The organism is Agrobacterium sp. 20P9.1.2 (genome assembly GCF_057799395.1).
The window spans coordinates 621109-644984 of sequence record NZ_JBYOKI010000001.1 but is presented as its reverse complement, the minus strand read 5'-3'; the positions used below and the strand labels follow the sequence as shown (position 1 = coordinate 644984).

Genomic DNA, 23876 nt, shown 5'->3' with positions numbered 1-23876 from the left:
GCGTCCCGCACACCCTGAAAGAAGGCGTTTCACCCCTCACCGCTTCTTCATCGCCTCAGCCAAAGCCGCCGCCAATGCCCCACCGGGTTGCGACGTATCGTTGCGCGTCTGCGGCTTTGCACTAGCATGCCGCATGGCGTTAGCGTTGCCCTTTTCGCGCATCGGCTGCGGAGCCGCCTCCCCACCATCCTTGCGCATGGTCAGCCCGATGCGCTTGCGCTTCACGTCCACTTCCACCACGCGGACCTTCACAACGTCGCCAGCCTTCACCACCTCATGCGGGTCTTTGATGAAGCGGTCTGCAAGCTGCGAGACGTGAACGAGGCCGTCCTGATGCACGCCGATATCCACGAAAGCGCCGAAGGCGGCGACATTCGTCACCGTGCCTTCCAGCACCATGCCGGGTTTCAGGTCGGTGATTTCATCCACACCATCGGCAAAGGTCGCAGTCTTGAAGCTCGGGCGCGGGTCGCGGCCCGGCTTTTCCAGTTCGGCAATGATGTCCTTGACGGTCGGCAGACCGAACTGCTCATCGATGAACTGTTTCGGGTCCAACGACTTCAACGCCGCGCTATCACCCATCACCGAACGCAAGTCACGGCCACAGGCGGCGACGATCTTCTTGGCAACACCATAGGCTTCCGGGTGCACGGAGGACGAATCCAGCGGCTCCTTGCCATTGGGAATGCGCAGGAAGCCCGCGCATTGTTCGAATGTGCGCTGTCCCAGACGCGGAACCTTCAGCAGTTCCTTGCGGCTAGCGAAGGGCCCTGTCTGGTCGCGGTGCAGAACGATGGCGTCGGCAATCGATGCGCCAAGGCCGGAAACCCGCGACAGAAGCGGAGCCGACGCCGTGTTGAGATCGACGCCGACAGCGTTCACCGCATCTTCCACGACAGCGTCCAGCGAGCGCGAAAGCTTGCCCTGATCGACATCGTGCTGGTACTGGCCAACACCGATGGACTTGGGCTCGATCTTCACCAGTTCCGCCAGCGGGTCTTGCAGACGGCGGGCGATGGAGACGGCACCGCGCAACGAAACGTCCAGATTGGGGAATTCGGCAGCGGCACTGGCCGAGGCGGAATAAATCGACGCACCGGCTTCCGAGACGATAACCTTGGTGGGCTTTGCGCCGGTCAGTTGGCCCAGCATGTCCGCCACCAGACGTTCCGTTTCACGGCTGCCAGTGCCGTTGCCGATGGAAATCAGCTCGACATTGTGCTTGCGGATCAGGCTTGCGAGTTCCGCCTGCGTGCCGCGAATATCGTTTTTGGGCGGGAATGGGTAGACAGTGGTGGTCTCCAGCAGCTTGCCGGTGCCATCCACAATCGCCACCTTGACGCCGGTGCGGATGCCCGGATCGAGACCCATGGTGGCGCGCGAACCGGCGGGGGCTGCCAGCAGCAAATCCTTCAAGTTACGGGCAAAGACGTGGATGGCCTCTTCTTCCGCCCGCTCGCGCAATTCGCGCATCAGGTCGAGCGAAAGCGACATGGAAAGCTTCACGCGCCATGTCCAGCCCGCGACTTCCATCAGCCACACATCAGCCGGACCAGCGCTGCGGATATCGAAGGCGCTGGCAATGGTGCGCTGCGCCGGTTTGACGGGTGATGGATCATCCGCATCGACATCGATCGTCAGCGTCAGCACTTCCTCATTCCAGCCGCGCAGCATGGCGAGCGCGCGGTGGCCCGGCACGGTGGCCCATTTTTCGGAGTGCTCGAAGTAATCGGAAAATTTCTCGCCCGCCGCTTGCTTGCCGTCCACGACCTTGGCGCGGAAGGTGGCGTTGTGGCGCATGTAATCACGCAGCCGCTTCAAGAGATCGGCATTCTCAGTCATGGTTTCGGCCACAATGTCGCGTGCGCCTTCGAGCGCCGCCTTCACATCCGCGACCTCGCCCTGAACATAGGCCTGCGCCAGCTTGGCCGGATCGGCGGCGTGATCATCCCAGATGGCCTGTGCCAGCGGCCCGAGTCCTCGCTCACGGGCAATCTCGGCACGGGTGCGGCGCTTGGGCTTGTAGGGAAGGTAAAGGTCTTCGAGTTCCGCCTTCGTCGTGGCCGAGACGATCTTGACCATCAGCTCATCGGTCATCTTGTCCTGACCGGTGATGGAATCGACAATCGAGGCGCGGCGGGCGTTGAGTTCGCGCAGATAGGACAGCCGTTCCGCCAGCGTGCGAAGCTGGGTATCATCAAGCCCGCCGGTCACTTCCTTACGATAGCGGGCGATGAAGGGAACGGTCGCACCTTCATCCAGCAGCGCAATCGCCGCCTTGACCTGTTCGGCGCGGGCATTGATCTCGGAAGCGATTGTCGGGGCGATGCGGGCATTATCTGCGGACATATGGTTCTCTGAACTGTTTTAAAAATCTGCCCGAACATAGATGCTGATTATGGCATGACAACAAGAAGCTTCCGCGATTCCACAGAAAAGCATGGGTTGCGCTTGACCTTTCAGCCCTTGGCCCTTAACGCCCCAGCATCACGAGAAAACGCGAGATGACAGGGGTGTCGACCATGAATGTTCTGTTGATCGGTTCCGGCGGACGCGAACATGCGCTGGCATGGAAAATCGCCCAGTCTCCCCTGCTGACGAAGCTCTATGCCGCCCCCGGCAACCCCGGCATTGCCGACCATGCGACGCTGGTTAACTTCAACGTGGAAGATCATCCTGCGGTCATCGCCTTCTGTCAGGAGAATTCCATCGACTTCGTGGTCGTCGGACCGGAAGCACCACTGGTCGCCGGACTTGCGGATGATCTGCGCGCCGCTGGCATAGCCACCTTCGGCCCGTCCAAGGCCGCAGCACAGCTTGAGGGCTCCAAGGGCTTCACCAAGGATTTATGCGCCCGTTATGACATCCCAACCGGCGCCTACCAGCGCTTCAAGTCTGCCGAACCGGCTAAGGCCTATGTGCGCGAACAGGGTGCACCCATCGTCATCAAGGCGGATGGTCTGGCGGCTGGCAAGGGCGTGACGGTTGCGATGACGGAAGCCGAGGCGCTTGCCGCGATTGACGAATGCTTTGACGGCGCGTTTGGCGCCGCCGGTGCGGAAGTCGTTGTCGAAGCCTTCCTGGATGGCGAAGAAGCAAGCTTCTTTTGCCTTTCCGATGGCAAAACCGCTCTGGCGCTGGCCACTGCGCAGGACCACAAGCGCGTGGGCGATGGCGATACCGGCCCCAACACCGGCGGCATGGGCGCTTACTCCCCTGCCCCGGTCATGACACCCGAAATGGTCGAGCGAACGATGAAGGAGATCATCGAACCGACGATCAAAGGCATGGCGCAGGATGGCAACCCGTTTTCCGGCGTTTTTTTTGCGGGCCTGATGATCACCGCCAAAGGCCCTGAACTGATCGAATACAATGTCCGTTTCGGCGACCCTGAGTGTCAGGTGCTGATGATGCGCCTGAAGAGCGACCTGCTGCCCATCCTCTATGCCACGGCCACCGGCACGCTGGATCGGGTGACCGCAGAATGGCGCGACGATGCGGCGCTGACCATCGTTCTCGCCTCCAAGGGCTACCCTGCGTCTTATGACAAGAACACGCCGATTGACCATGTCCCAGATGCACGCGAAGGCGCCAAGGTGTTTCATGCTGGCACGGCGCTGAAAGACGGCCAATTGGTTGCCACCGGCGGTCGCGTTTTGAACGTGACGGCCTTCGGCAAGACCGTAACGGAAGCCCAAGCCCGTGCCTACGCCCTCGCCAAAGAGGTAAAATGGGACAATGGTTTCAACCGCAGCGACATTGGCTGGCAGGCCGTGGCCCGCGAAAAACAAGATCGATAGCACCGGATTTCGTTCAATATTTACCAAAATTCCTGACCCTATGGAAAGGAAGTTCCGGTAAAATCCCACCCGTCAACGCAGCAGAATGGCTGTGGGAAACGGGGGTTTTTATGCGCAAGATTTTGCTGACAGTGACAATCGTGCTGGCAAGCAGTTCTGCCATGGCTTCCTCCATCGAAGTCATCCGCGGAAACCGCGCTGCAAACCACAGCGTCATTTCCGTTCAATGCGAAGCCTGCCCACCGGCCAAGGTTAAGCCGCGCGCGGAAACCGCCCCCACACTGGCACCTGGCACGCAGGATATTTCCATTCGTGATGTCCATGGAAAGAAGCAGATCGTGCGCCGCGAAGCTTGGCTTGGCGGTTCGCCCGTGACCTATGTCAGCAACAATCCCGCATGGCTTCCATCCGAAGATGCCAATGCCGTGGCCGCCGAACAGCCAACGACCATCGATGCGCTGGTCAAGACTTCCGCCGTGGAAAACGTCATCAACAATGAGGCCGTCATTCCCGTGGCCGCAGACACGACCACGCCATTATCGCTGGATGGCCTGACTTTGCGCCAGTCTCAACAATAAATGCGAAAGCAACCATCCAGAGTCACGTTCGAATATTATCGGCAACTAACGATGGAAGAAATTTGTCATATTTCTGACAAAACGCAAATTATTTTCTCCAGACCCTTCGTTGTCGGGTAAAACTTAAATATTTATTCAAATTTCTAAAGCTTCATCTGTCGCAGATGGTGCGATGATATGCACCTGTATTGCGCATCAGGCGCTTATTCCTAGAAGATTTCAAAATCGTCCTGCTGCACCCTTGCAGCGGCGCTGTAGCCCTGTGAGCTCTTATGAAAAATTTGCCGATTTCCCGACAATTGATCCTGCTTGTGGTGGCGCTGATGGCGGCATTTACCCTTGCGACCTACTTCCAGATCAGATCGTCCGTCAACGCCATTTATGAAGAGCGCTATGGAATGCTGCGCACGCAGGTGCAGTCCTCCATCTCCATCCTGCAATCCTTCTACGACAAGGAAAAGGCTGGCACGTTGACCCGCGAGCAGGCCATGGCACAGGCCTTCGCAATCGTCACCGCCATGAAATACACGCCTGACGGCTACATGTTCGGCTATGATTACGATGTGAAGATGCTGTTTCACCCGGAAGCCAAGCGCGTCGGGCAAAGCTACAAGGGCAAACCGGACAGCCAGGGCTTCAACTACCGCGACGAACTGGTTCGTCTGGGCCGCGCGGGCGGCGGCGAAACCAGCTTCTATGGTCCCAAGCCAGGCGCGGAAGGCGACAATTTTCTGAAAAGCTCTTACGCCATGGCGTTCGAGCCTTGGCAGGTCGTGGTCGTGACAGGCGTTTACGTCGATGACCTTCAGGCACAGGTTCGCTCCACCATCATCAACGCCATCTCGGTTGGCGTCGGCGTGTTTCTGCTGGGCCTTGCCGCTGCCTGGGTGGTTATTCGCGGCATCTCCAGACCGCTTGATGACCTGCACAAGGCGCTGGGCGAAGTCGCGAACGAGAATGTCGATCTGGCCATTCCCCACACCGGCATGAAGAACGAAATCGGCCTGATGGCCAAAGCAACCCAGGCGCTGCAACAGAAGGTGCGCGAGCGCCACATGATGCAGCAGCGTCAGGAAGAGCAGCAATTGCAGCTGGACAGCGAGCGCCAGACCAATCTCGACATGCAGCGCGACGAAGCAGCCCTTCAGGCCCGCGTCGTCGCAACCATCGGCTCTGCACTGGAACAGCTGGCGCAAGGCGACCTGACGGTTCGCTGCCACGATCTGGGCTCCCGCTACGCCGACCTGCGCGACAATTTCAACGAAGCGCTCTCGCAGCTGGATGCGGCCATGGCCAAGGTCAACGCCAAGAGCATCGATATCGGCGGTTCCAAGGATGAAATCCGCAAGGCCTCCAACGAACTTTCGCAGCGCACGGAGCGGCAGGCTGCAAGCCTTGAGGAAACGTCGGCGGCGCTGGACGAGCTTACGGTTGCCGTGCGCCAGACCGCAGATGGCGCATCGGAAGCATCAAAGCGCGTAACCTCGATCAGCACAGATGCGAACCGCAGCGACCAGATCGTGGAAGAAGCCATCGGCGCGATGAGCGGCATCGAACAATCAGCCGAAGAGATTTCCAAAATCATCGGCGTCATTGATGACATCGCCTTCCAGACCAACCTTCTGGCTCTGAATGCGGGCGTGGAAGCCGCCCGTGCGGGCGAAGCAGGCAAGGGCTTTGCCGTCGTTGCCCAGGAAGTGCGCGAACTGGCCCAGAAATCCGCAGCAGCAGCCAAGGAAATCAAGACGCAGATCGCCCGCTCCTCGACGCAGGTGGAAAATGGCGTTCGTCTGGTGGGCGAGGCAGGCGATGCGCTGAAACGCATCTCCAACCAGATCAAATCTTCGAGCGAAATCGTTAGCAAGATTGCCCATTCGGCTGCCGAGCAGGACAGCACACTGCGCTCCATCTCGTCGTCGCTCAACCAGCTGGATGCCGCCACCCAGCACAATGCCGCGATGGCCGAAGAAACCACGGCCTCTGCCGAGGCACTGGCCGCCGACACGGAGGAACTGCTGAACCTCATCCGCACCTTCCGCGTCTCCAGCTCGCAGAATGGCAGCCTGCACGGCATGGCGCAGCAGATGCGGATGGCAAGCTGATCGCTTAGCGGGATATTTTTAAATGGACGCCGGGGAGAGATCCTCGGCGTTTTTTCATGGGTAGGTGCTGGGCGGCCGACCTATGGAGCACAACCCTATCTTCCGTCATACCGGGCTTGACCCGGTACCCAGCAGCGCCGCGTCTGCGGTGCGAAAGACTCTTTCAACCCAATGACTTGGGTCGCCTGGATCCCGCATCAAGTGCGGGAAGACGGAACTTAAGGTGACCGCACGAGCTACCACTTCTCGGCACAGGTCCGCCCTCACTTACCCCCGCCGCGCCGCTTCGATCTTCGCCACATCGATCTTCTTCATCGTCATCATGGCCTCGAAAGCCCGCTTCGCCTCCTCGCCACCCGCGGCTATTGCCTCCATCAGCACACGCGGGGTGATCTGCCAGGAAATGCCCCATTTGTCCTTGCACCAGCCGCAATCACTCTCCTGCCCGCCATTGCCGACGATGGCGTTCCAGTAGCGGTCGGTTTCTTCCTGATCTTCCGTTGAAATCTGGAAGGAAAAAGCTTCGGTGTGCTTGAACATAGGGCCGCCGTTCAGGCCGATGCAGGCGACACCGGCGACGGTGAACTCCACGGTCAGCACATTGCCTTCCTTGCCAGCGGGGTAATCACCCGGCGCGCGATGCACGGCCGTCACTGCGCTATCTGGAAACACCTGCGCATAAAAGCGGGCAGCAGCTTCCGCATCCTTGTCATACCAGACGCAAATCGTATTCTTGGCCATCGTGCATCCCTCCCTGAATTTTATATGGCAGGCAGATTATGCAGCAGAAACGGCGACGTTCCTAGTCAGATGGCGAAGACCGCTCTGTCGCTGCGACAAGCGCATCGATGTCCGTGTCCGAAAAAACTGCGATGCCCGCCTGCTGAAACAATGCAGCGGTGACGCCATTGCCCGCATGTTTGCGGCCCGAAAAAGAGCCGTCATATACCGCGACTGACCCGCAGGACGGACTGCCATCGATCAACAACGCGTATTGGCAGCCATTGTCCTTGGCGAAAGCCAGCGCCTTTTCCGCTCCCGCAATGAACTGCGCCGTCACATCACCGCCGGTGATTTCGATCACCCGGGCGCGGCCCTCCAGCACATCGAGCCCGGAGGCCCCACCCTCGATTTCCGCAGGCGGACGCGGCACCGGCATGCCACCCGCCATCTCCGGACAGATGGTCACCAGCCTGCCCTCGTTTTTCCATCGCTCGATGGCCGGATGCGAAAGAGGCTTGCCCTTGCCGTCGTAACGTACGGCATGGCCGAGGAGGCAGGCGCTGATGAGAATTTTAGTAGGCTGATCGTTAGATGTTTTCACGTGCGGCTAGCCCCCCTCTGCCCTGCCGGGCATCTCCCCCACAGGTGGGGAGATCGACCGCGGATAGCGTTCGACCATCTCGCACGTTGCGAACGCGTTTCGTGGTGTCGGTGCGGATGAACCGCAGAGCGTCCGCCCAGCCAATCTCCCTCCTTGTGGGGGAGATGTCCGGCAGGACAGAGGGGGGTGAGCCACACGCACAACGCCCCCTTTATCCAACTCATCCACTGATCTTCGAGAAGTCCGCAACCGTCCCCGTCGCTTCGCGGATGGCCTTGAGCAGGGCAAGGCGATTGGCGCGGATGGAGTTGTCTTCGTCGTTGACCAGCACGTCCTCGAAGAACTTATCGACCGGTGCGCGCAGCGTCGAGAGCGCCTGCATGGCGGCACGGAAGTCTTCCGCCTCGACTGCCTTGGCGGCATCGGCAGAGGCGGTCTTGATGGCAGCAAAGAGCGCCTTTTCGGCGTCGAGCTTCAGCAGCTCCTCCGAAACGCTGTTCGCTACCACGGTGCCCTTCTTTTCTTCCGCAGCCAGAAGCTGGGTGGCGCGTTTGGTGCCGGCCAGAAGGTTGATGCCATCCTGATCCGTCACGAAAGCCGTCAGCGCTTCGACCCGACGGGCGACCATGAGGAGATCGTCGGTCTCAGGCGTGAGCACGGCTTCGATGAGATCGTAGCGGGCGCCGAGATCGCGGAGGTAGACTTTCAGGCGATCGTGGAAGAAGGAGAGGAGAGCCCTTCTTTGATCAGCGAATGACTCATAATTCCCCGCAAGTGCTGTTTCTTTACCGGTGTCCTGACGTCGAGTTAAGGAAAAAGCATTCTCATCGGCGAACTCGAAAGGCTCCGAAGTAATTTTATTGTCTTCACGAACAAAAACGGCCTCAGCTTGAATTTTCTTAAATATCTCTTTTTGAGATAGGTAGATCATTGCTAAAATAGGCAGCCGAATATTCCGCTCCAAAATCATCCGCACCACACCTAAAGCCGCGCGGCGCAGCGCAAACGGGTCTTTCGAACCCGTAGGCTTTTCATCGATGGCCCAGAAGCCGACGAGGGTGTCGAGCTTGTCGGCGAGTGCCACGGTGAGGCCAACCTTATCTTCGGGCAGGCGGTCAGAAGGACCATTGGGCTTCCAATGATCTTCGATCGCGGCGGCGACTGATGATGGTTCACCCTGACGCGCTGCGTATTTGCGGCCCATAAGACCCTGCAATTCAGGGAATTCTCCGACGGCTTCGGTGCGCAGGTCGGCCTTGGCCAGAACCACAGCGCGATCTACGAGGGCTGCATCGGCACCGATCACCGGGGCAAGCTGCTTGGCCAGTTCGCGGATGCGGGCGACGCGTTCGCCCTGCGTCCCAAGCTTGGCGTGGAATGTGACGTTCAGCGCATCGAGCTTGGCCATGCGCTGATCTAGCGGCTTTTTCAGATCAAGGTCGAACTTTGCGGCGGAATCTTTCAGCGTCTCAAGGTCCGGCAGATCGCCCTGATCACGGGTCCAGAAATGCTTGGCATCCGACAGGCGGGCGCGCACGACCTTGCCGTTGCCGTGCATGATTTCCTTGCCGCCATCCTTGGCTTCGATGTTGGAGACCAGAATGAAGCGATTGGACAGGCCTTCCGTCGCGCCTTGAGGGCGGGTAACGAAACATTTCTGGTTGGTCTTGATTGTCAGGCGGATGATTTCGGCGGGGATTTCGAGGTAATCTTCCTCAAACGTGCCGATCAGCACCTGCGGCCATTCCACGAGGCCGGAGACCTCTTCCAGAAGGCCTTCGTCTTCCACAAGGTCGAGGCCGTTGGCGAAAGCCAAGTCCTTGGCATCGTGCAGAATGATGTCCTTGCGGCGCTCCGCATCCAAGATGACCTTGGCCTTTTCGAGGCTCGATACATAGTCCTCGAAGCGGCGCACGGTGATGGCCTCAGGCGCGTGGAAACGGTGACCATAGGTCACATTGCCGGCCACGATGCCATCGATCTCGAAGGGAATGACCTGCGTTTCGTCATGTTCGGGGCCGAACAGGCAGACGATGGATTGCAGCGGGCGCACCCAGCGAAGGCTCTCCGAACCCTTGCCCTCGATGCCGCCATAGCTCGAACCCTTCGGCATGGAGGCCGGGCCGGAGCGCATGGATTTTGGCCATGCAAAGCCCCTGATGATGCCGGGCATCACTTCGGCAATGATCTCTTCTGCCGCACGACCGGGCTTGTTGACGATGGCGATATAGAAATCACCCTTCTTCGGGTCGGACACGACCTGCGCCTGCGAAATATCGCTGAGACCCGCGCCACGCAAAAAGCCCTCGATGGCCTTTTCATTGGCATCCGTGCGGGGGCCTTTCTTTTCTTCGCGCACATCGGCAGAGCGCGCATTCAGCCCGCGAATATCCAGCGTCAGGCGGCGCGGCGTCCAATATTCGCGCGCACCCTCATAGGTCAACCCTCGTTCCACCAGCGCATCAGTGACAAGCTTCTTCAAATCACCAGCCGCCTTGCGCTGCATACGGGCGGGGATTTCCTCGGAGCGAAGTTCGAGCAGAAGATCAGGCATATCTATTTTCCGGTGTCATGGATTTTCATTGGCCTCTGCTAGCAAAATTTGCGGTGGGTGCACAATGGTAATATCAGTTGCGTCATCTTGGGCGCGCGTGGCGAAGGGCGCCTCACCCTCCGCCCTCATGCTGAGGTGGCGCGTAGCGCCCTCGAAGCATCCGCCGCACACTCTGTGGTCTCATCCCGCTACCTCGTCCTTCGAGGCCCCTACGGGGCACCTCAGGATGAGGGTAGCTACCGTCGCATCCGCGCAAGGCAACCTCTCCCGCACAGAAGCCTTGACCCGCAGCCCCTACCCATGGCACCTGTCCGCATCCAAAGTGCGCAAGCACTTACTGACAACAATCGATGGCCGTGATGACTGCAATGACCGACGTTCCAGACCATATGAACCCGAAGCGTTCCTTTCAGGCGCTGATCCTGACGCTGCATAATTACTGGGCGGACAAGGGCTGTGCGGTGTTGCAGCCTTATGACATGGAAGTGGGCGCGGGCACGTTCCACCCGGCAACGACGCTGCGCGCGCTGGGGCCGAAGCCGTGGAAGGCTGCCTATGTACAGCCATCGCGCCGCCCTTCTGATGGTCGCTATGGTGAAAACCCGAACCGGTTGCAGCATTATTACCAGTATCAGGTCATCCTGAAGCCGAACCCTTCCAACTTGCAGGAACTCTATCTCGGCTCGCTGAAGGCCATCGGGCTTGATCCGCTTCTGCACGATGTCCGCTTCGTGGAAGACGACTGGGAAAGCCCGACGCTGGGCGCCTGGGGTTTGGGTTGGGAATGCTGGTGCGACGGCATGGAAGTGTCGCAGTTCACCTATTTCCAGCAGGTCTGCGGTATCGAATGCTCGCCGGTTGCCGGTGAGTTGACCTATGGTCTTGAGCGACTGGCCATGTATGTGCAGGGCGTGGACAATGTTTACGACCTGAACTTCAATGGCCGCGAAGGCGAAGAGAAGATTTCCTATGGCGATGTTTTTCTGCAAGCCGAGCAGGAATATTCGCGCCATAACTTCGAATATGCCGACACCGCCATGCTGCACCGCCACTTTATCGATGCGGAAAAAGAATGCAAGGCACTGCTGGATGCCGGTGCACCGGGTGATAACGCCAACCAGATGCTGCACAAATGCGTGTTTCCGGCCTATGACCAGTGCATCAAGGCATCCCACGTCTTCAACCTGCTGGATGCGCGCGGCGTGATTTCCGTGACCGAGCGGCAGAGCTATATCCTGCGTGTTCGCACGCTGTCCAAGGCCTGCGGCGAGGCCTTCCTGATGACGGATGCTGGTGGCGCGAACTGGAATAAGGACGCGGCCTGACGCGTTGTTTTGACGGGCGATGACAGGGCGGGCCGGAACGACTATCGTCCGGCCTGACCATAAGGTTTCATGAGGGGGACTGGGACATGTATATCGCACTGGCAATCATCGCGGCAATCGCCGTCTATGTCGTCTTCATCTATAACGGCCTCGTTACCGCGCGGCAGATGAAGGAAGAGGCGTGGTCCGGTATCGACGTGCAGCTTAAGCGCCGCGCCGACCTCATTCCCAACCTGATCGAAACCGTCAAAGGTTATGCGGCGCACGAGAAAAGCACCTTTGAAGAGGTGGTGGCCATGCGCAACCGCGCGCAGGCCGTGCCTGCGGGTGATGTCGAGGGACGTGCGCAGGCGGAAGGGTTGCTGAGCCAGGCACTGGGCAAGCTGTTTGCGCTGGCGGAAGCCTATCCCGACCTCAAGGCTAATCAGGGCTTTCTGGAATTGCAGGCGTCGCTGGAGACGCTAGAGGGTGAAATCCAGATGTCGCGGCGCTATTACAATGGTTCGGCACGCGACCTGAATGTGAAGGTGGAGAGCTTCCCTTCCAACCTCGTGGCCCGCAATTTCGGCTTTACCAAAGCGCCGTTTTTCGAGATCACCAACGAGGCGGACCGCGCCGTTCCTTCCGTGAAATTCTGAGCCAAAGAACCGGCCCCGGCTGGTTGAGAAACGATAAAGCCATGATCGAACTGACCATCACCCCGCCAAACCATCCGCTGTCCGGCAAGGTGGAGCCGCCCGGTTCCAAATCCATCACCAACCGCGTGTTGTTGCTGGCGGGTCTTGCCAAGGGCCGCAGCGTGCTAACGGGCGCGCTGAAAAGCGATGACACGCTGTATATGGCAGAGGCCCTGCGCGCCATGGGCGTGACAGTGACCGAGCCGGATGCGACGAGTTTCGTGGTGGAAAGCAATGGCGTGCTTGCCGCACCGGACAAGCCGCTTTTCCTCGGCAATGCAGGCACGGCGACGCGATTTCTGACGGCAGCGGTTGCCTCCGTGGATGGCACTGTCGTGGTGGATGGCGATGAGCATATGCGCAAGCGCCCTATCCAGCCGCTGGTGGAAGCGCTGAACGCGCTCGGCATCGAGGCGGAAGCGGCAACGGGCTGCCCGCCGGTAACGGTGAGGGGCAATGGGCAGGGTTTTACCAAGGAGAGCGTCACCATCGACGCCAATCTTTCCAGCCAGTATGTCTCGGCGCTGCTGATGGCAGCACCTTGCGGTGCAAAGCCGCTGGATATCATTCTGGCGGGTGAAGACATTGGCGCCAAGGGCTATATCGACCTCACTGTGTCTGCCATGGAAGCATTCGGAGCAAAGGTAGAGCGGGTGAGCAACGCCATCTGGCGCGTGCACCCAACCGGCTACAAGGCCACCGATTTTCACATTGAGCCGGATGCGTCCGCCGCCACCTATCTCTGGGGTGCGGAGCTGCTGACCGGCGGCAAGATCGATATCGGCACGCCTGCGGATGCCTTCACCCAGCCGGATGCCAAGGCCTATGCCGTGATGGCGCAATTTCCCAACCTGCCCGCTGAAATCGATGGCAGCCAGATGCAGGACGCCATTCCGACGATTGCGGTGCTAGCGGCTTACAACACCACGCTGGTGCGCTTCGTCGGCATTTCCAATCTGCGGGTGAAGGAGTGCGACCGTATCAGGGCGCTATCGCTCGGCCTCAACGGTATTCGCGAGGGACTGGCGGAAGAGGACGGCGACGATCTGATCGTACATGCCGATCCAGCCCTGGCGGGGCAGACGATGTCTGCCTCCATCGATACGTTCCACGACCACCGCATTGCCATGAGCTTTGCGCTGGCGGGTCTGAAGACCGGTGGCATTGCCATTCAAAACCCGGCTTGCGTGGGCAAGACCTACCCCGGCTACTGGAAGGCGCTGGCCTCGCTTGGTGTTGGCTATAGCGAAACCGGACAGGACTGAAACGTCAGAAAGGACCGCCCGTGAAGACCATTGCTGCAAGATGTCTCGCACTTTTCGTCTTCATGCTTGCGGCTCTGCCAGCTGCAGCTGAGGAGTTTATCAACTCCTATCATTCAGTCGTGGATGTTGCCAGAAGCGGTGAGCTGACGGTCACCGAGACCATCACCGCGCGGGCCGAAGGCAACCAGATCAAGCGCGGTATTTTTCGCGACTTCCCGCTCTATGCGCTCGACAAGAATGGCAACCGCACCAACGTCGGCTTCAAGGTTCTCTCGGTGGAGCGGGATGGTTCGCCGGAGGACTGGCGCACCGAAAACATCGATGGCGGCATTCGCATCTATACCGGCAATGCCGACCGGTTCCTGCCCACCGGCGATCACGTCTTCCAGATCACCTACACCACCGACCGGCAAATCCGCTTTTTCGACACCTATGATGAGCTGACCTGGAACGTGACCGGCAATGGCTGGCAGTTTCCCATGCGCGATATCTCCGCCACCATTTCCCTCCCGCAAGGTGTGAAGCCGACAGACACCGCCGTTTTCACCGGACCTCTCGGTGCGAAGGGGAAAGACGCGCGCATGATGACGGAGGGCAACGAAGTCTTCTTCGCCTCGACGCGCCCCTTCTATCAGGGCGAAGGCATGACGGTTGCTGTGAAACTGCCGAAGGGTACCATCGACTCGCCGACAGCGGCGCAGGAGCGAAGCTGGTGGTTTCGCGACAATCTCGGCCTGCTGATTTCCGGCATCGGTCTGCTGCTGGTCTTTGCTTATTACTACAAGGCCTGGGCGGCGGTTGGGCGCGATCCGGCAGCAGGTGTCATCGTGCCGCGCTGGGACCCGCCGGAGGGCGTTTCGCCAGCGCTGGTCAACTATATCGACAACAGAGGTTTTTCCGGCGCAGGCTGGACGGCCATTTCCGCCACGGCTCTGGATCTGGCCGTCAATGGTTATGTGGTGCTGGAGGACTTGAAAAATTCCATCGTCATCCGCCGCACGGATAGAAAGATCGAGGACAGCTTGCCCGTCGGCCAGCGTATGCTGCTCTCCTCGATCGGCGCTCCGGGCGACAGCCTGACCATCGACAAGGCGAATGGTGTCAAGGTTCAGAAGGCGGGTGATGCTTTTCGCGCAGCCATCGAAAAAGAACATCGCGGCAAGTATTATCGCAGCAATTTCGGCTATATCGTTGGCGGTCTGATGATGAGCATCACCATCATCATGGCGACGCTGATTACCGGCAATTTCGATGAGAACGAGATTGGCGGCATCATTACACTGGTGATAACGGCTGTCTTTTTTGCCATCGGCGCGACGACCTTCGGCAAGATGCGCAGGAGCGGCAAATCCCTGCTGTCGCGCATCGGCAGTATTTTCTTCATGGCGGTTGCGGGCTTTGTAGGATTCAGCGTGATTGCTGGGTTAATGGCGACGCTGTTTCTCGACCATGCCCACGATAGCGGCTCGCTTGCCGTTGCCTCTATCGGGCTGATCGTTCTCATCAACGTGCTGTTCCTGTTCCTGATGGGCGCTCCCACACCGCTGGGCCGCAAACTGATGGACGGAATCGAAGGGCTGCGCCTCTACCTGACCGTGGCCGAAAAAGACCGGATGAACATGCAGGGCGCACCTGACATGTCGCCACAGCATTTCGAAACGCTGTTGCCCTATGCCGTGGCGCTTGGTGTTGAAAAGCCCTGGAGCGCAACATTCGAGACATGGCTGGCGAGTGCTGCGGCGGGCGCTGCTGCTGCGGCCTATGCACCGGGTTGGTATATGGGAGATTACCACAATTTCGGAGGCCGCATCGGCGGCTTCTCTTCCTCCATGGCCTCCACCATCGCCTCGACGATTCCGGCACCGGTCAGCTCGTCTTCATCGAGCTTTTCCGGTGGCGGCGGTTTTTCGGGGTCTGGCGGCGGTGGTGGCGGAGGGGGCGGCTGGTAGGCCAGCCGCTGGGTCTTTTAGACCTCGTCTTCCTTTTTGACGCGATATTCACCCGTCTCAGGGTCTTTGATCAGCGTGCCGGTGGCACCGGTTTCGCGCTCTTTTTCCTGCCGTTTGGATTTGGCGGACAGTTTTTCGGCATCATTCACGAAACGTTTGTAAAGAATGATCGCCCCGAAAACGAGCAGGGCGATGGTTATCAATTGGGCCATCTATCGTTTGTCCATCAAAATCCGTAACGCGCCCACAATGCCTTTTCTTCCGCCACTTCCGCAAGCCCCGAGGCGGCGGATGCGGCAATCGACTGCGCATGGAGATCGACACCCGGCAGTTTCTTGCCGAAGAAATTGCGCGCACCGCTGACCAGTTGCAGCTTGACCTTGTCGCCGTAACGGCGGCGCAGGACGTCGCGCATATCGCCCAGACCATCGATGAGGCCAAGGTCGAGGCCGCGCATGCCCGTCCAGAACAGGCCGGAGAAAATCGCCGGATCGTCCTTCAGCTTGCCGCCACGACGCAGCTTGACCATATCGATGAAAACATTGTGGATTTCGAGCTGAAGCGATTTCAGATAATTGATATCGCCTTCCTTCTCAGGCTGGAAGGGATCGAGAATCGCCTTGTTCTGACCTGCCGTGTAGACGCGCCGCTCGACGCCGATCTTTTTGAGCATTTCCGGAAAACCGAAGCCGCCCGAAACAACGCCGATGGAGCCGACGATAGAGGTCGGGTCAGCAATGATCTCATCGCCCGCAAGCGCAATCATGTACCCGCCGGATGCTGCCACATCTTCCACGAAGATCAGCACCTTCTTGTTCTTTTCCTCGGCCAGCTGGCGGATGCGGTTATAGATCATCCGCGACTGAACCGGCGAACCGCCGGGGGAGTTGAGTGTAATGGCAACGACGGGTGCTTCCTTCATGCCGAACGCCTTGTCCAGCAACGGCGCGTAGGATGCGAGATTCAGTGCCGGACGAAACTGACTACCGCCCGCCATGATCGCGCCATGCATGCGCACCACGGGAATGATCAGCTCCGTCTTGCGAAACCGCTTGGGCACCAGTCGCTTCAAAAATCCAGCCATGTCGTCCTCATCGTCATTCATTCGTTCGTGTGAACCGATGTGGGTATGGCCGGGGCAAAGACAATGGTGGGGGTGGTGATAATTTGGTGAGGGGTGGTTGGGTGAGCCCTTGAACGACATCATGCCATCTGCCCGCAACCCTCGTCCTTCGAGGCTCCGGCTTCGCCTCCGCACCTCAGGATGAGGGTTGCTGCGGTGTGCCCGGCTCAGAGAACACCTTTTCTTAGGCCGGCCCGGAGTGACGGTGCCGCAGCGTCTCCCCGCCCTCATGGTGAGGTGCGCAGCCCGAAGGGCGGAGCCTCGAACCATCGGGGGCGGCCACTGGTTCAAGCTGATTGCTTAGCGACCGCTGGTCCCCTGCGCGAAAGCTCCGGCAGCATTTCATAGGCCATCGCGATCAAAGCTTCCTTCTTGCGCCGGGACCAGCCCTTGATTTGGCGCTCCCGCTCGATGGCGTCGACAATGCGGTCGTACGTCTCAGTAAACACCAGTTCCACCGGGCGTCGTTTGGAGGTGTAGCCATCATAGACACCGGCGTTGTGTTCCCATACACGGGCTTCAACGGACTGCTTGGTCAGTCCGGTATAATATGATCCATCACAGCAACGAACGATATAGACGGTTACTTCCATGGCGGGAATTTTGCTGTGCCCGCAAAAACATTTCAACACTGAAAACTATGGGATTTTTGCCCTTCGTAGCAGAAATCCCGCAACCCTCGTCCTTCGAGGCCCCTGCGGGGCACCTCAGGATGAGGGCTGCTACCGTTGAGCCCTAGCTCTCGGTCCACAACTGCTGAGGCGATTCCGCAGTTGGGCTACGTAACTCAGGATGAGGGTTACTATCTCTTGCCCGGCGTATTTGCGTCATTCCTCCCATACCCCATCCGCCCATTGCTCAAATCATCCACCATCGGCAAAAACGCATGACTTCCATCTTCATGCATCGTCAACGGCGCGCGAAACGTCAATCTTGCGCGGGAACCTTTGATGGCGGTGACCAGCATGCGGACGGCATCCTCGCCTGATCTCGGGTGGATCAGCGTAATTTCCAGGCCGCCGAAGCGGCGGCCGCAGGCGGTTATGATGTCGGCGATGGATTGCGGGCGGGCGATGAGGGAGAGTTGGCCGCCGGGGATCAGGATCGCGGACGCGGTTCTCAGCCAATGGTCGAAGAGATCGTCCGTCATGGCGTGGGCGGTGGCTTTCAGCGCATCCGGGGTTTTGCGGTCGCCCGCGTCATTATAGGGCGGGTTCATGATGACGTGGTGGAAATGGTTGTCCAGCAGCCCTGCCTGCCTGCGGGCATCCGCACGCAGGGTGACATCCGCCTGTTTGACGTGAATGCGACCCGCAAAAGCCTTATTGGCGGGAAGTTGCAGGCTACGTTCAGCGAAATCCGCCATTTCGGGTGAAAACTCGAACAGCGTGACCTCAGCCTTTTCCAGGCGCGATGCCACCGCCATACCTGCAGCCCCCGCACCTGCTCCCAGATCGGCGATGCGGCAGGCGGTGTCGTCCACGACCAGAGAGGCAAGCAGCATGGCGTCCATGCCCGCCCTGTGGCCCCTGCCCTTCGGCTGCAAAATCTCGAAGCGGCCGCGATGAAACGCATCGACGGTTTCGGAAACGGTCGAGGCCATGGCGTTTCAGGCCTTGTCTTCGCGCAGCTCGTCGGCCAGTCCGGCATCGGTCAGGATGCGGCGGGCCTCGTCGCCGCGTTCCTCCTCCACCAGAAAACGGCGTGGCAGCAGCCCCAGCGAGCCCTCAAGAATGCTCATTCCCTGATCGGCAATGAGGCTGTGGATGCCGGCATCCTTCATCAGGCTCTGCGCAAAGGAGAGCAGAACGGCGTCGTTGGTACGGATCAGTTCACGCATAGGTCAGTTTCCACCCCAAATCCCATCTTTTTGAACGGTGTGAGGCAAATCGCCCCTTGCCGCTTGCACCGCCGCTTTCTATTGTCGGCCCCAATATCGAACAGGAGTCCGGTCCGTTGGGCGTCGTCATACCGCTTGAAGAAAGCAAAAACAAACTCGCATCCGTCAAGCCGCTTGTCGACCTGACCCGTCCAGACATGGAAAGGGTTAATCAGCTTATCCTCTCCAAAGCCGGGTCCGATGTCCAGATGATACCCGAAGTGGCCAACCATCTGATCTCCTCGGGTGGAAAGCGCCTGCGCCCGATGCTGACTCTCGCATCCGCTGCCATGTTCGATTACCAGGGCGACCACCACATCAAGCTGGCGACCAGCGTCGAGTTCATGCACACGGCAACGCTTTTGCATGATGACGTGGTTGATGAAAGCGATCTGCGACGTGGCAAGTCCACCGCCCGCACCATCTGGGGCAACCAGGCCAGCGTTCTGGTCGGCGATTTCCTGCTCGGTCAGGCCTTCCGCATGATGGTGGATGTCGGTTCGCTGGATGCGCTGGATGTGCTGTCCACCGCCGCTTCCGTCATTGCCGAAGGCGAGGTTCTTCAGCTGTCCGTTGCCAAGAACATGGAAACGACCGAGGATGATTACCTGCAGGTCATCCGCGCCAAGACGGCTGCGCTGTTTGCCGCCGCCGCCGAAGTCGGCCCCATCGTTGCCAAGACAGACAAGGCGACCCGCAGCGCACTGAAATCCTATGGCATGAATCTTGGCCTTGCCTTCCAGCTGGTGGACGACGTGCTGGATTACGGCGGAAAATCCGCTGATCTCGGCAAGAACACCGGGGACGATTTCCGCGAAGGCAAGATCACGCTTCCGGTCATTCTGTCCTATCGTCGTGGCACGGCGGAAGAGCGCGAGTTCTGGAAACGCGCCATCGAGCAGGGCGAAAGCACGGATGAAAATCTGGAAACGGCTCTTGGTCTGATCAAAAAATACAATGGCTTGGCCGATACGATCACCCGCGCCAACCACTATGGCACGATTGCCCGCGATGCGCTGGCGCCTTTGCCGCAGAGCCCGTGGAAGAATGCCCTGATGGAAGTGATCGACTTCTGCATCGAGCGCGTGAACTAAAAGAGTGTTCCGGGCATCGCGGAAAAGACGCTCGTCGTCGCCGCGATGCCGACATTTCACGAATCTAAAATCACGGGCAGAATTTCTTGCAGGCTTGCTCCAAAAAAGCCATTCTGTCGTGACGTGGTGAGTGATTGCGTGAACTGATTCCGGTTCAGGCACAACAGTCCAATTCAAGCGTTACAGCGTTCCGGTGCGATGGCTTGCCCCGAACTGTAAGGCGGGAAACTGATTTTTCGGTGCGAATGCACAAAAGCAAAGGTTCCTTCATGCGGCGCAAACCAGCATTTCGTCTTCTCTGCGGCGCGGCCTTCATTGCCGCCCTTTCCATCGGCGCAGGCTCCGTGCCTGCCTTTGCCGAGACGAAGCCCGCAGACAAGGCTGCCGAGACCGTCACGTTCGATCCCGCAAAGGTCAACACCTTCTCCGGCGCATTCCTGGCAGCCCGCACGGCGGATGTGGATCAGGATTTCGCGACCGCGATTACGCTCTACAAAAAAGCGCTGGAATTCGACACGGCCAATGTTGAAATCCGCCAGCGCCTGATGATCGCGCAATTGCTCAGCGGCGATTTCGAAGCAGGCGCGAAGATTGCCGATTCGCTGAAGGACGATTCGTCCGTGGAACGCGTGACGACCATCGTTCGTGCGCTGGCCGCTATCAAGCACAAGGAATTTTCCAGCGCGGAAAAAATCCTGAAATATAGCGGCCCGAACGATTTAGACCGCATGGTCAATACGTTGCTGACCGCCTGGGCGCGCGCCGGTGCCGGCAAGGGCAAGGAAGCCCTGGCGCTGGTCAATGGCATGAAGGGACCGGGCTGGATTTCGATCTTCCAGAAGTACCATGCTGGTGCCATCGCACTGGTGACCGGCAACACGGAAGCCGCCCGCAAGAGCCTGAACGATGCCGTGACCGACCGTGAAGGTGGTGCAACCGCAACCGACACCTATATGCGCGCGGTGATGGCGCTGGCGCGGCTGGAAGCCAAGGCTGGCAACAAGCAGAAGGCGCTCGACACGATTTCCGTTGGCGACAATTTCGCGCCGAACTATGCGCCTCTGAAGGCGCTGCGCCAGAGCATCGAAAAGGGTGAAAAGCCCGATCAACAGGTACAGACGCCCATCGAGGGTGCTGCCGCCGTGATGTTCTCCATCGCCGGTGCGCTGAACCGCGAAGGCGCGGAAGAAATCGTCACGCTTTACCTTCAGACCTCGCGCGCACTCGATCCGCAAAGCGCCGATACGCTGATCCTTCTCGGTGGCCTTGCCGAAGCGCAGAAGCAGCCTGACCGCGCTATCGAATTCTACCGCGACGTACCGGCGGATTCGCCGATGCACCGCATTTCCGAATTGCAGTTGGGCCTGACCCTGGCGCAGACGGAGAAGGTGGATGAAGCCCGCAAGCATCTGAAGTCGCTGCTCGAATCCGATCCGTCCGATATTCGCTCCTACCTCGCCTATGGCTCGGTTCTCTCCGATGCCAAGGATTATGCGGCCATGGCGGCCAATTACGACAAGGCGGTCGAGGTTATCGGTTCTGTGCCGAAGAAAACCGACTGGACCATCTTCTTCCAGCGCGGCATTGCCTATGAGCGCCTGAAGCAGTGGGACAAGGCCGAGCCTGATTTCAAGCGGGCGCTGGAGCTGAACCCGGACCAGCCGCAGGTTCTGAACTATCTGGGCTATTCCTGGGTGGACAAGAACATGCACCTCGATGAGGGGATCGACATGATCCGCCGCGCGGTCGAGCTGCGTCCCAATGACGGCTATATCGTCGATTCGCTCGGCTGGGCGCATTATCGTCTCGGCGCTTTCGATGAGGCGGTGACAGAGCTGGAACGCGCCATCGAACTGCGCGCCGGTGACCCGACCATCAACGACCATCTGGGCGATGCCTACTGGCGCGTCGGTCGCAAGATCGAGGCGGTCTACCAGTGGAACCGGGCACTGATTGGCGAAAGCGACGATGTGGACAAGACCAAGGTGAAGGACAAGATCGCCAACGGTCTGCCTCCTTTGGAAAAGGACGCTCAGAACACGGCCAAGAAGGATCAGGCCACGCCACCACCTGTGGCACCTGCCCCTGCCCCGGACAAGAAGTCCTAAGGCATCATGCTCTCGCATAAGCCTGCCGGAGCGGTTGAGACAATCGAAGCCGCTCCCGCGAAGATCAATCTCGCGCTGCATGTGATCGGACAGCGGGCAGATGGATACCATCTGCTCGAATCTCTGGTGACCTTCACCGAAGCGGGTGATGTCATCCGCATCAAGGATGCGCCGGAGGATGGGTTTTCAATTTCCGGGCCTTTCGCTGAAGTTCTTCAACAAGGAAACGCGGGCGATAATCTCGTGCTCAAAGCGCGGGATTTACTGCGCGCTGCGGTCGGCGCAGAAGCGTCATCCATCGCCATTCATCTCGATAAAAATCTACCCATTTCTTCGGGCATCGGCGGCGGATCTGCGGATGCGGCGGCAACCTTACGAGGCCTTTGCCGCCATTGGCAGATGACCCCTGCCCCCGGAAAGCTTGAGGATATTGCTCTGAAACTGGGGGCGGATGTGCCCATGTGTCTCGCCAGCCAGCCGCTGATTGCGCGCGGGATTGGCGAAGATATTACGATCCTCGGTGATATGCCCATTATACCGCTTATTCTCGTCAACCCGCTGAAGGGCGTTTCGACACCCGAGGTGTTTAAACGCCTGACGAATAAGGGCAATCCACCGCTTGAGGAACGAGGCAACGAGACGTGGATGGAATTCATCGGCAAAAGCCGCAACGATCTAGAGCCGCCAGCGCGGGACATTCTGGCGGAAATCGCTGAGGTATCCGATCTGCTGGCGCATGTAGGTGCATCCCTCGTGCGCATGTCCGGTTCCGGCGCGACCTGCTTCAGCCTCTTCGACACGGCGGAACAAGCCGAATCTGCGGCCAACCAGCTTCGCCAAAAGCGTCCCGGCTGGTATGTTCAGGCAACGAAAACCATAGACGGACTGCCAAGATGACTGTTGATAGAGCCTTTATTCCCGTCGGCATCGCGGTTTTGACCGTCTCCGACAGCCGCACGCTGGCGGATGACAAATCCGGCGACACGCTTGCCGCCCGCATCTCTGACGCAGGTCATCTGCTGGTGGACCGCGCCATCGTGCCGGATGACAAGGCAGCCATTCAGGAGCAGGTGCGCAAATGGACCTTGTCCGACGAGATTGATGTGGTGATTACCACTGGCGGCACGGGCTTCACCGGACGCGATGTGACGCCGGAAGCGCTGGAACCCTTGTTCGAAAAGCGCATGGATGGCTTTTCCGCCGTGTTCCACCGCATTTCCTATGACAAGATCAACACATCCACCATTCAGTCACGCGCGACGGCGGGCCTTGCCAATTCCACCTTCATCTTCGTGCTGCCCGGCTCTCCCGGCGCTTGCAAGGATGCGTGGGACGGCATTTTGAAAGCGCAGCTGGATTACCGCCACATGCCCTGCAACTTCGTGGAAATCATGCCGCGTCTGGATGAGCATCTGAAGCGCGGCAAGGCGCAAGGGTAATTACCGCGCGGCGCGCAGCACCCAGGAAGGAATAAGCTCGGCGCTGAGGCGGCGGGTCTTTTGCGATTTCGGAAAATGATCGAGCGGCATGCCGGATTTGGCAATCGACAGAGCTTCGTCCTTGCGCAGCAACAGGCCGTATTCCAGCGGCGGTCTGCGGCGAATAAAACGCGACAGAAACGATGGCCGATAATGACGCGAGGGCGCAAAGCGGGCGGCCAGCTTGTTCAGCGCCGTATATTCGCTGATATCCTCGATCCAGCCGCTTTGCGGGCGGCTGCCCGGCTCCATCATCAAAATCCACTCACCGCGCGCAGATGCGATGATATCCCGGATGTCCCATTCCGTATGAAAGCGGCAACCGGCAGCTTCCGCGACGCGTGAGGAACCATCGCTGGAGGCGTGATCCAGCACAATGACGTCACTGATCAGCCCTTCCACAGCGCCCGAAACGAGCGTGGAGAGGGTGTGAGCAAGCTCCGGCTCCTGATCCCGGCATTCCATGATGACTGTCAGCATATGTCTATCAGCTTGTGTTCCGTTATGAGCGATAAATTGAAGAGGTTGATCGACCTACAACATTTCATCGATAAAATTCCTACCGCAATGCAAAAGAAATAGCTATCGCGCGTTTCAGCATTTTGTTCTTGTCTTGTTCT

21 protein-coding genes are annotated in these 23876 nt (G+C 59.1%); 11 read left to right on the top strand and 10 right to left on the bottom strand.

Annotated features, from left to right (window positions below; genetic code table 11):
- Positions 1-36 precede the first annotated feature (36 nt).
- Positions 37-2349 (bottom strand): Tex family protein, encoded by a 2313-nt coding sequence (locus AC27VJ_RS03065; RefSeq protein ID WP_488682751.1) that lies wholly within the window; start codon positions 2347-2349, stop codon positions 37-39.
- A 173-nt stretch (positions 2350-2522) separates the two neighbouring features.
- On the opposite strand from AC27VJ_RS03065, the gene purD reads away from it, so the two are divergent.
- The 3 genes from purD (at position 2523) to AC27VJ_RS03050 (ending at position 6480) form a co-directional block, all read left to right on the top strand.
- Positions 2523-3800, top strand: coding sequence for a phosphoribosylamine--glycine ligase (gene purD / locus AC27VJ_RS03060; protein WP_488682750.1), 1278 nt, complete (start codon positions 2523-2525; stop codon positions 3798-3800).
- 110 nt (positions 3801-3910) lie between these two features.
- Positions 3911-4378, top strand: a complete 468-nt coding sequence (locus tag AC27VJ_RS03055; protein WP_488682749.1) for a plant virulence effector HPE1-like domain-containing protein — start codon at positions 3911-3913, stop codon at positions 4376-4378.
- A 272-nt stretch (positions 4379-4650) separates the two neighbouring features.
- The gene (locus AC27VJ_RS03050; protein WP_113088680.1) at positions 4651-6480 is read left to right on the top strand and encodes a methyl-accepting chemotaxis protein; all 1830 of its coding nucleotides are present in this window, start codon (positions 4651-4653) and stop codon (positions 6478-6480) included.
- Between the two features lie 267 nt (positions 6481-6747).
- Here the strand turns inward: AC27VJ_RS03050 and AC27VJ_RS03045 are convergent, their stop codons facing one another.
- The 3 genes from AC27VJ_RS03045 to glyS form a co-directional block, all read right to left on the bottom strand.
- A complete protein-coding gene (locus AC27VJ_RS03045; protein WP_488682748.1) occupies positions 6748-7221 on the bottom strand; it encodes a VOC family protein in 474 nt (157 codons plus the stop codon).
- A gap of 61 nt (positions 7222-7282) precedes the next feature.
- Positions 7283-7804, bottom strand: a complete 522-nt coding sequence (locus tag AC27VJ_RS03040; RefSeq protein ID WP_488682747.1) for a 2-thiouracil desulfurase family protein — start codon at positions 7802-7804, stop codon at positions 7283-7285.
- Positions 7805-8024: 220 nt separating this feature from the next.
- Positions 8025-10358, bottom strand: coding sequence for a glycine--tRNA ligase subunit beta (gene glyS / locus AC27VJ_RS03035; RefSeq protein ID WP_488682746.1), 2334 nt, complete (start codon positions 10356-10358; stop codon positions 8025-8027).
- Between the two features lie 368 nt (positions 10359-10726).
- Between glyS and AC27VJ_RS03030 the strand changes: the two genes are divergently transcribed.
- The 4 genes from AC27VJ_RS03030 (at position 10727) to AC27VJ_RS03015 (ending at position 15574) form a co-directional block, all read left to right on the top strand.
- Positions 10727-11683, top strand: a complete 957-nt coding sequence (locus tag AC27VJ_RS03030; protein ID WP_111840739.1) for a glycine--tRNA ligase subunit alpha — start codon at positions 10727-10729, stop codon at positions 11681-11683.
- An 86-nt stretch (positions 11684-11769) separates the two neighbouring features.
- Positions 11770-12321: a LemA family protein gene (locus AC27VJ_RS03025; RefSeq protein WP_113088684.1), complete on the top strand. Its 552-nt coding sequence runs from the start codon at positions 11770-11772 to the stop codon at positions 12319-12321.
- Positions 12322-12362: 41 nt separating this feature from the next.
- Positions 12363-13625, top strand: a complete 1263-nt coding sequence (gene aroA, locus AC27VJ_RS03020) for a 3-phosphoshikimate 1-carboxyvinyltransferase (RefSeq protein ID WP_488682745.1) — start codon at positions 12363-12365, stop codon at positions 13623-13625.
- A 20-nt stretch (positions 13626-13645) separates the two neighbouring features.
- Positions 13646-15574 (top strand): DUF2207 domain-containing protein, encoded by a 1929-nt coding sequence (locus AC27VJ_RS03015; protein ID WP_488682744.1) that lies wholly within the window; start codon positions 13646-13648, stop codon positions 15572-15574.
- Positions 15575-15591: 17 nt separating this feature from the next.
- Here AC27VJ_RS03015 and AC27VJ_RS03010 read toward each other — a convergent pair whose 3' ends face one another.
- The 5 genes from AC27VJ_RS03010 to AC27VJ_RS02990 all read right to left on the bottom strand — a co-directional run bounded on the left by AC27VJ_RS03010 (position 15592) and on the right by AC27VJ_RS02990 (position 18537).
- On the bottom strand, positions 15592-15786 hold the full coding sequence (locus AC27VJ_RS03010) for a hypothetical protein (RefSeq protein WP_113088687.1): 195 nt from the start codon (positions 15784-15786) through the stop codon (positions 15592-15594).
- A gap of 14 nt (positions 15787-15800) precedes the next feature.
- Positions 15801-16658 carry a S49 family peptidase gene (locus AC27VJ_RS03005; RefSeq protein WP_488682743.1) on the bottom strand — a complete coding sequence of 286 codons (858 nt, stop codon included), beginning with the start codon at positions 16656-16658 and terminating at the stop codon, positions 15801-15803.
- Positions 16659-16984: 326 nt separating this feature from the next.
- Entirely contained in the window at positions 16985-17290 is a 306-nt protein-coding gene (locus AC27VJ_RS03000) for a GIY-YIG nuclease family protein (RefSeq protein WP_488682742.1), read from the bottom strand.
- A 209-nt stretch (positions 17291-17499) separates the two neighbouring features.
- Positions 17500-18300, bottom strand: a complete 801-nt coding sequence (locus AC27VJ_RS02995) for a tRNA1(Val) (adenine(37)-N6)-methyltransferase (protein WP_488682741.1) — start codon at positions 18298-18300, stop codon at positions 17500-17502.
- Positions 18301-18306: 6 nt separating this feature from the next.
- Positions 18307-18537 carry a putative signal transducing protein gene (locus tag AC27VJ_RS02990; protein WP_062450762.1) on the bottom strand — a complete coding sequence of 77 codons (231 nt, stop codon included), beginning with the start codon at positions 18535-18537 and terminating at the stop codon, positions 18307-18309.
- Positions 18538-18653: 116 nt separating this feature from the next.
- On the opposite strand from AC27VJ_RS02990, the gene AC27VJ_RS02985 reads away from it, so the two are divergent.
- The 4 genes from AC27VJ_RS02985 (at position 18654) to moaB (ending at position 23217) form a co-directional block, all read left to right on the top strand.
- Entirely contained in the window at positions 18654-19670 is a 1017-nt protein-coding gene (locus AC27VJ_RS02985) for a polyprenyl synthetase family protein (RefSeq protein ID WP_488683176.1), read from the top strand.
- 269 nt (positions 19671-19939) lie between these two features.
- Positions 19940-21778, top strand: coding sequence for a tetratricopeptide repeat protein (locus AC27VJ_RS02980; protein WP_488682740.1), 1839 nt, complete (start codon positions 19940-19942; stop codon positions 21776-21778).
- 6 nt (positions 21779-21784) lie between these two features.
- On the top strand, positions 21785-22675 hold the full coding sequence (locus AC27VJ_RS02975; RefSeq protein ID WP_488682739.1) for a 4-(cytidine 5'-diphospho)-2-C-methyl-D-erythritol kinase: 891 nt from the start codon (positions 21785-21787) through the stop codon (positions 22673-22675).
- On the top strand, positions 22672-23217 hold the full coding sequence (moaB, locus tag AC27VJ_RS02970) for a molybdenum cofactor biosynthesis protein B (RefSeq protein WP_488682738.1): 546 nt from the start codon (positions 22672-22674) through the stop codon (positions 23215-23217). Before AC27VJ_RS02975 ends, moaB begins: the two co-directional genes overlap by 4 nt.
- Here the strand turns inward: moaB and AC27VJ_RS02965 are convergent, their stop codons facing one another.
- On the bottom strand, positions 23218-23736 hold the full coding sequence (locus AC27VJ_RS02965; protein WP_488682737.1) for a glycosyl transferase: 519 nt from the start codon (positions 23734-23736) through the stop codon (positions 23218-23220).
- Positions 23737-23876 lie beyond the last annotated feature (140 nt).

What these genes read in the sequence shown, in the direction of transcription:
- AC27VJ_RS03000 (WP_488682742.1), bottom strand. Translation starts at nt 17,290, where the DNA reads ATGGAAGTAACCGTCTATATCGTTCGTTGCTGTGATGGATCATATTAT.
- AC27VJ_RS03065 (WP_488682751.1), bottom strand. Translation starts at nt 2,349, where the DNA reads ATGTCCGCAGATAATGCCCGCATCGCCCCGACAATCGCTTCCGAGATC.
- AC27VJ_RS03005 (WP_488682743.1), bottom strand. Translation starts at nt 16,658, where the DNA reads ATGGCTGGATTTTTGAAGCGACTGGTGCCCAAGCGGTTTCGCAAGACG.
- AC27VJ_RS03010 (WP_113088687.1), bottom strand. Translation starts at nt 15,786, where the DNA reads ATGGCCCAATTGATAACCATCGCCCTGCTCGTTTTCGGGGCGATCATT.
- AC27VJ_RS03045 (WP_488682748.1), bottom strand. Translation starts at nt 7,221, where the DNA reads ATGGCCAAGAATACGATTTGCGTCTGGTATGACAAGGATGCGGAAGCT.
- AC27VJ_RS03025 (WP_113088684.1), top strand. Translation starts at nt 11,770, where the DNA reads ATGTATATCGCACTGGCAATCATCGCGGCAATCGCCGTCTATGTCGTC.
- aroA (WP_488682745.1), top strand. Translation starts at nt 12,363, where the DNA reads ATGATCGAACTGACCATCACCCCGCCAAACCATCCGCTGTCCGGCAAG.
- AC27VJ_RS03050 (WP_113088680.1), top strand. Translation starts at nt 4,651, where the DNA reads ATGAAAAATTTGCCGATTTCCCGACAATTGATCCTGCTTGTGGTGGCG.
- AC27VJ_RS02965 (WP_488682737.1), bottom strand. Translation starts at nt 23,736, where the DNA reads ATGCTGACAGTCATCATGGAATGCCGGGATCAGGAGCCGGAGCTTGCT.
- AC27VJ_RS02975 (WP_488682739.1), top strand. Translation starts at nt 21,785, where the DNA reads ATGCTCTCGCATAAGCCTGCCGGAGCGGTTGAGACAATCGAAGCCGCT.
- AC27VJ_RS02995 (WP_488682741.1), bottom strand. Translation starts at nt 18,300, where the DNA reads ATGGCCTCGACCGTTTCCGAAACCGTCGATGCGTTTCATCGCGGCCGC.
- AC27VJ_RS03030 (WP_111840739.1), top strand. Translation starts at nt 10,727, where the DNA reads ATGACCGACGTTCCAGACCATATGAACCCGAAGCGTTCCTTTCAGGCG.
- glyS (WP_488682746.1), bottom strand. Translation starts at nt 10,358, where the DNA reads ATGCCTGATCTTCTGCTCGAACTTCGCTCCGAGGAAATCCCCGCCCGT.
- purD (WP_488682750.1), top strand. Translation starts at nt 2,523, where the DNA reads ATGAATGTTCTGTTGATCGGTTCCGGCGGACGCGAACATGCGCTGGCA.
- AC27VJ_RS03055 (WP_488682749.1), top strand. Translation starts at nt 3,911, where the DNA reads ATGCGCAAGATTTTGCTGACAGTGACAATCGTGCTGGCAAGCAGTTCT.
- moaB (WP_488682738.1), top strand. Translation starts at nt 22,672, where the DNA reads ATGACTGTTGATAGAGCCTTTATTCCCGTCGGCATCGCGGTTTTGACC.
- AC27VJ_RS02990 (WP_062450762.1), bottom strand. Translation starts at nt 18,537, where the DNA reads ATGCGTGAACTGATCCGTACCAACGACGCCGTTCTGCTCTCCTTTGCG.
- AC27VJ_RS02980 (WP_488682740.1), top strand. Translation starts at nt 19,940, where the DNA reads ATGCGGCGCAAACCAGCATTTCGTCTTCTCTGCGGCGCGGCCTTCATT.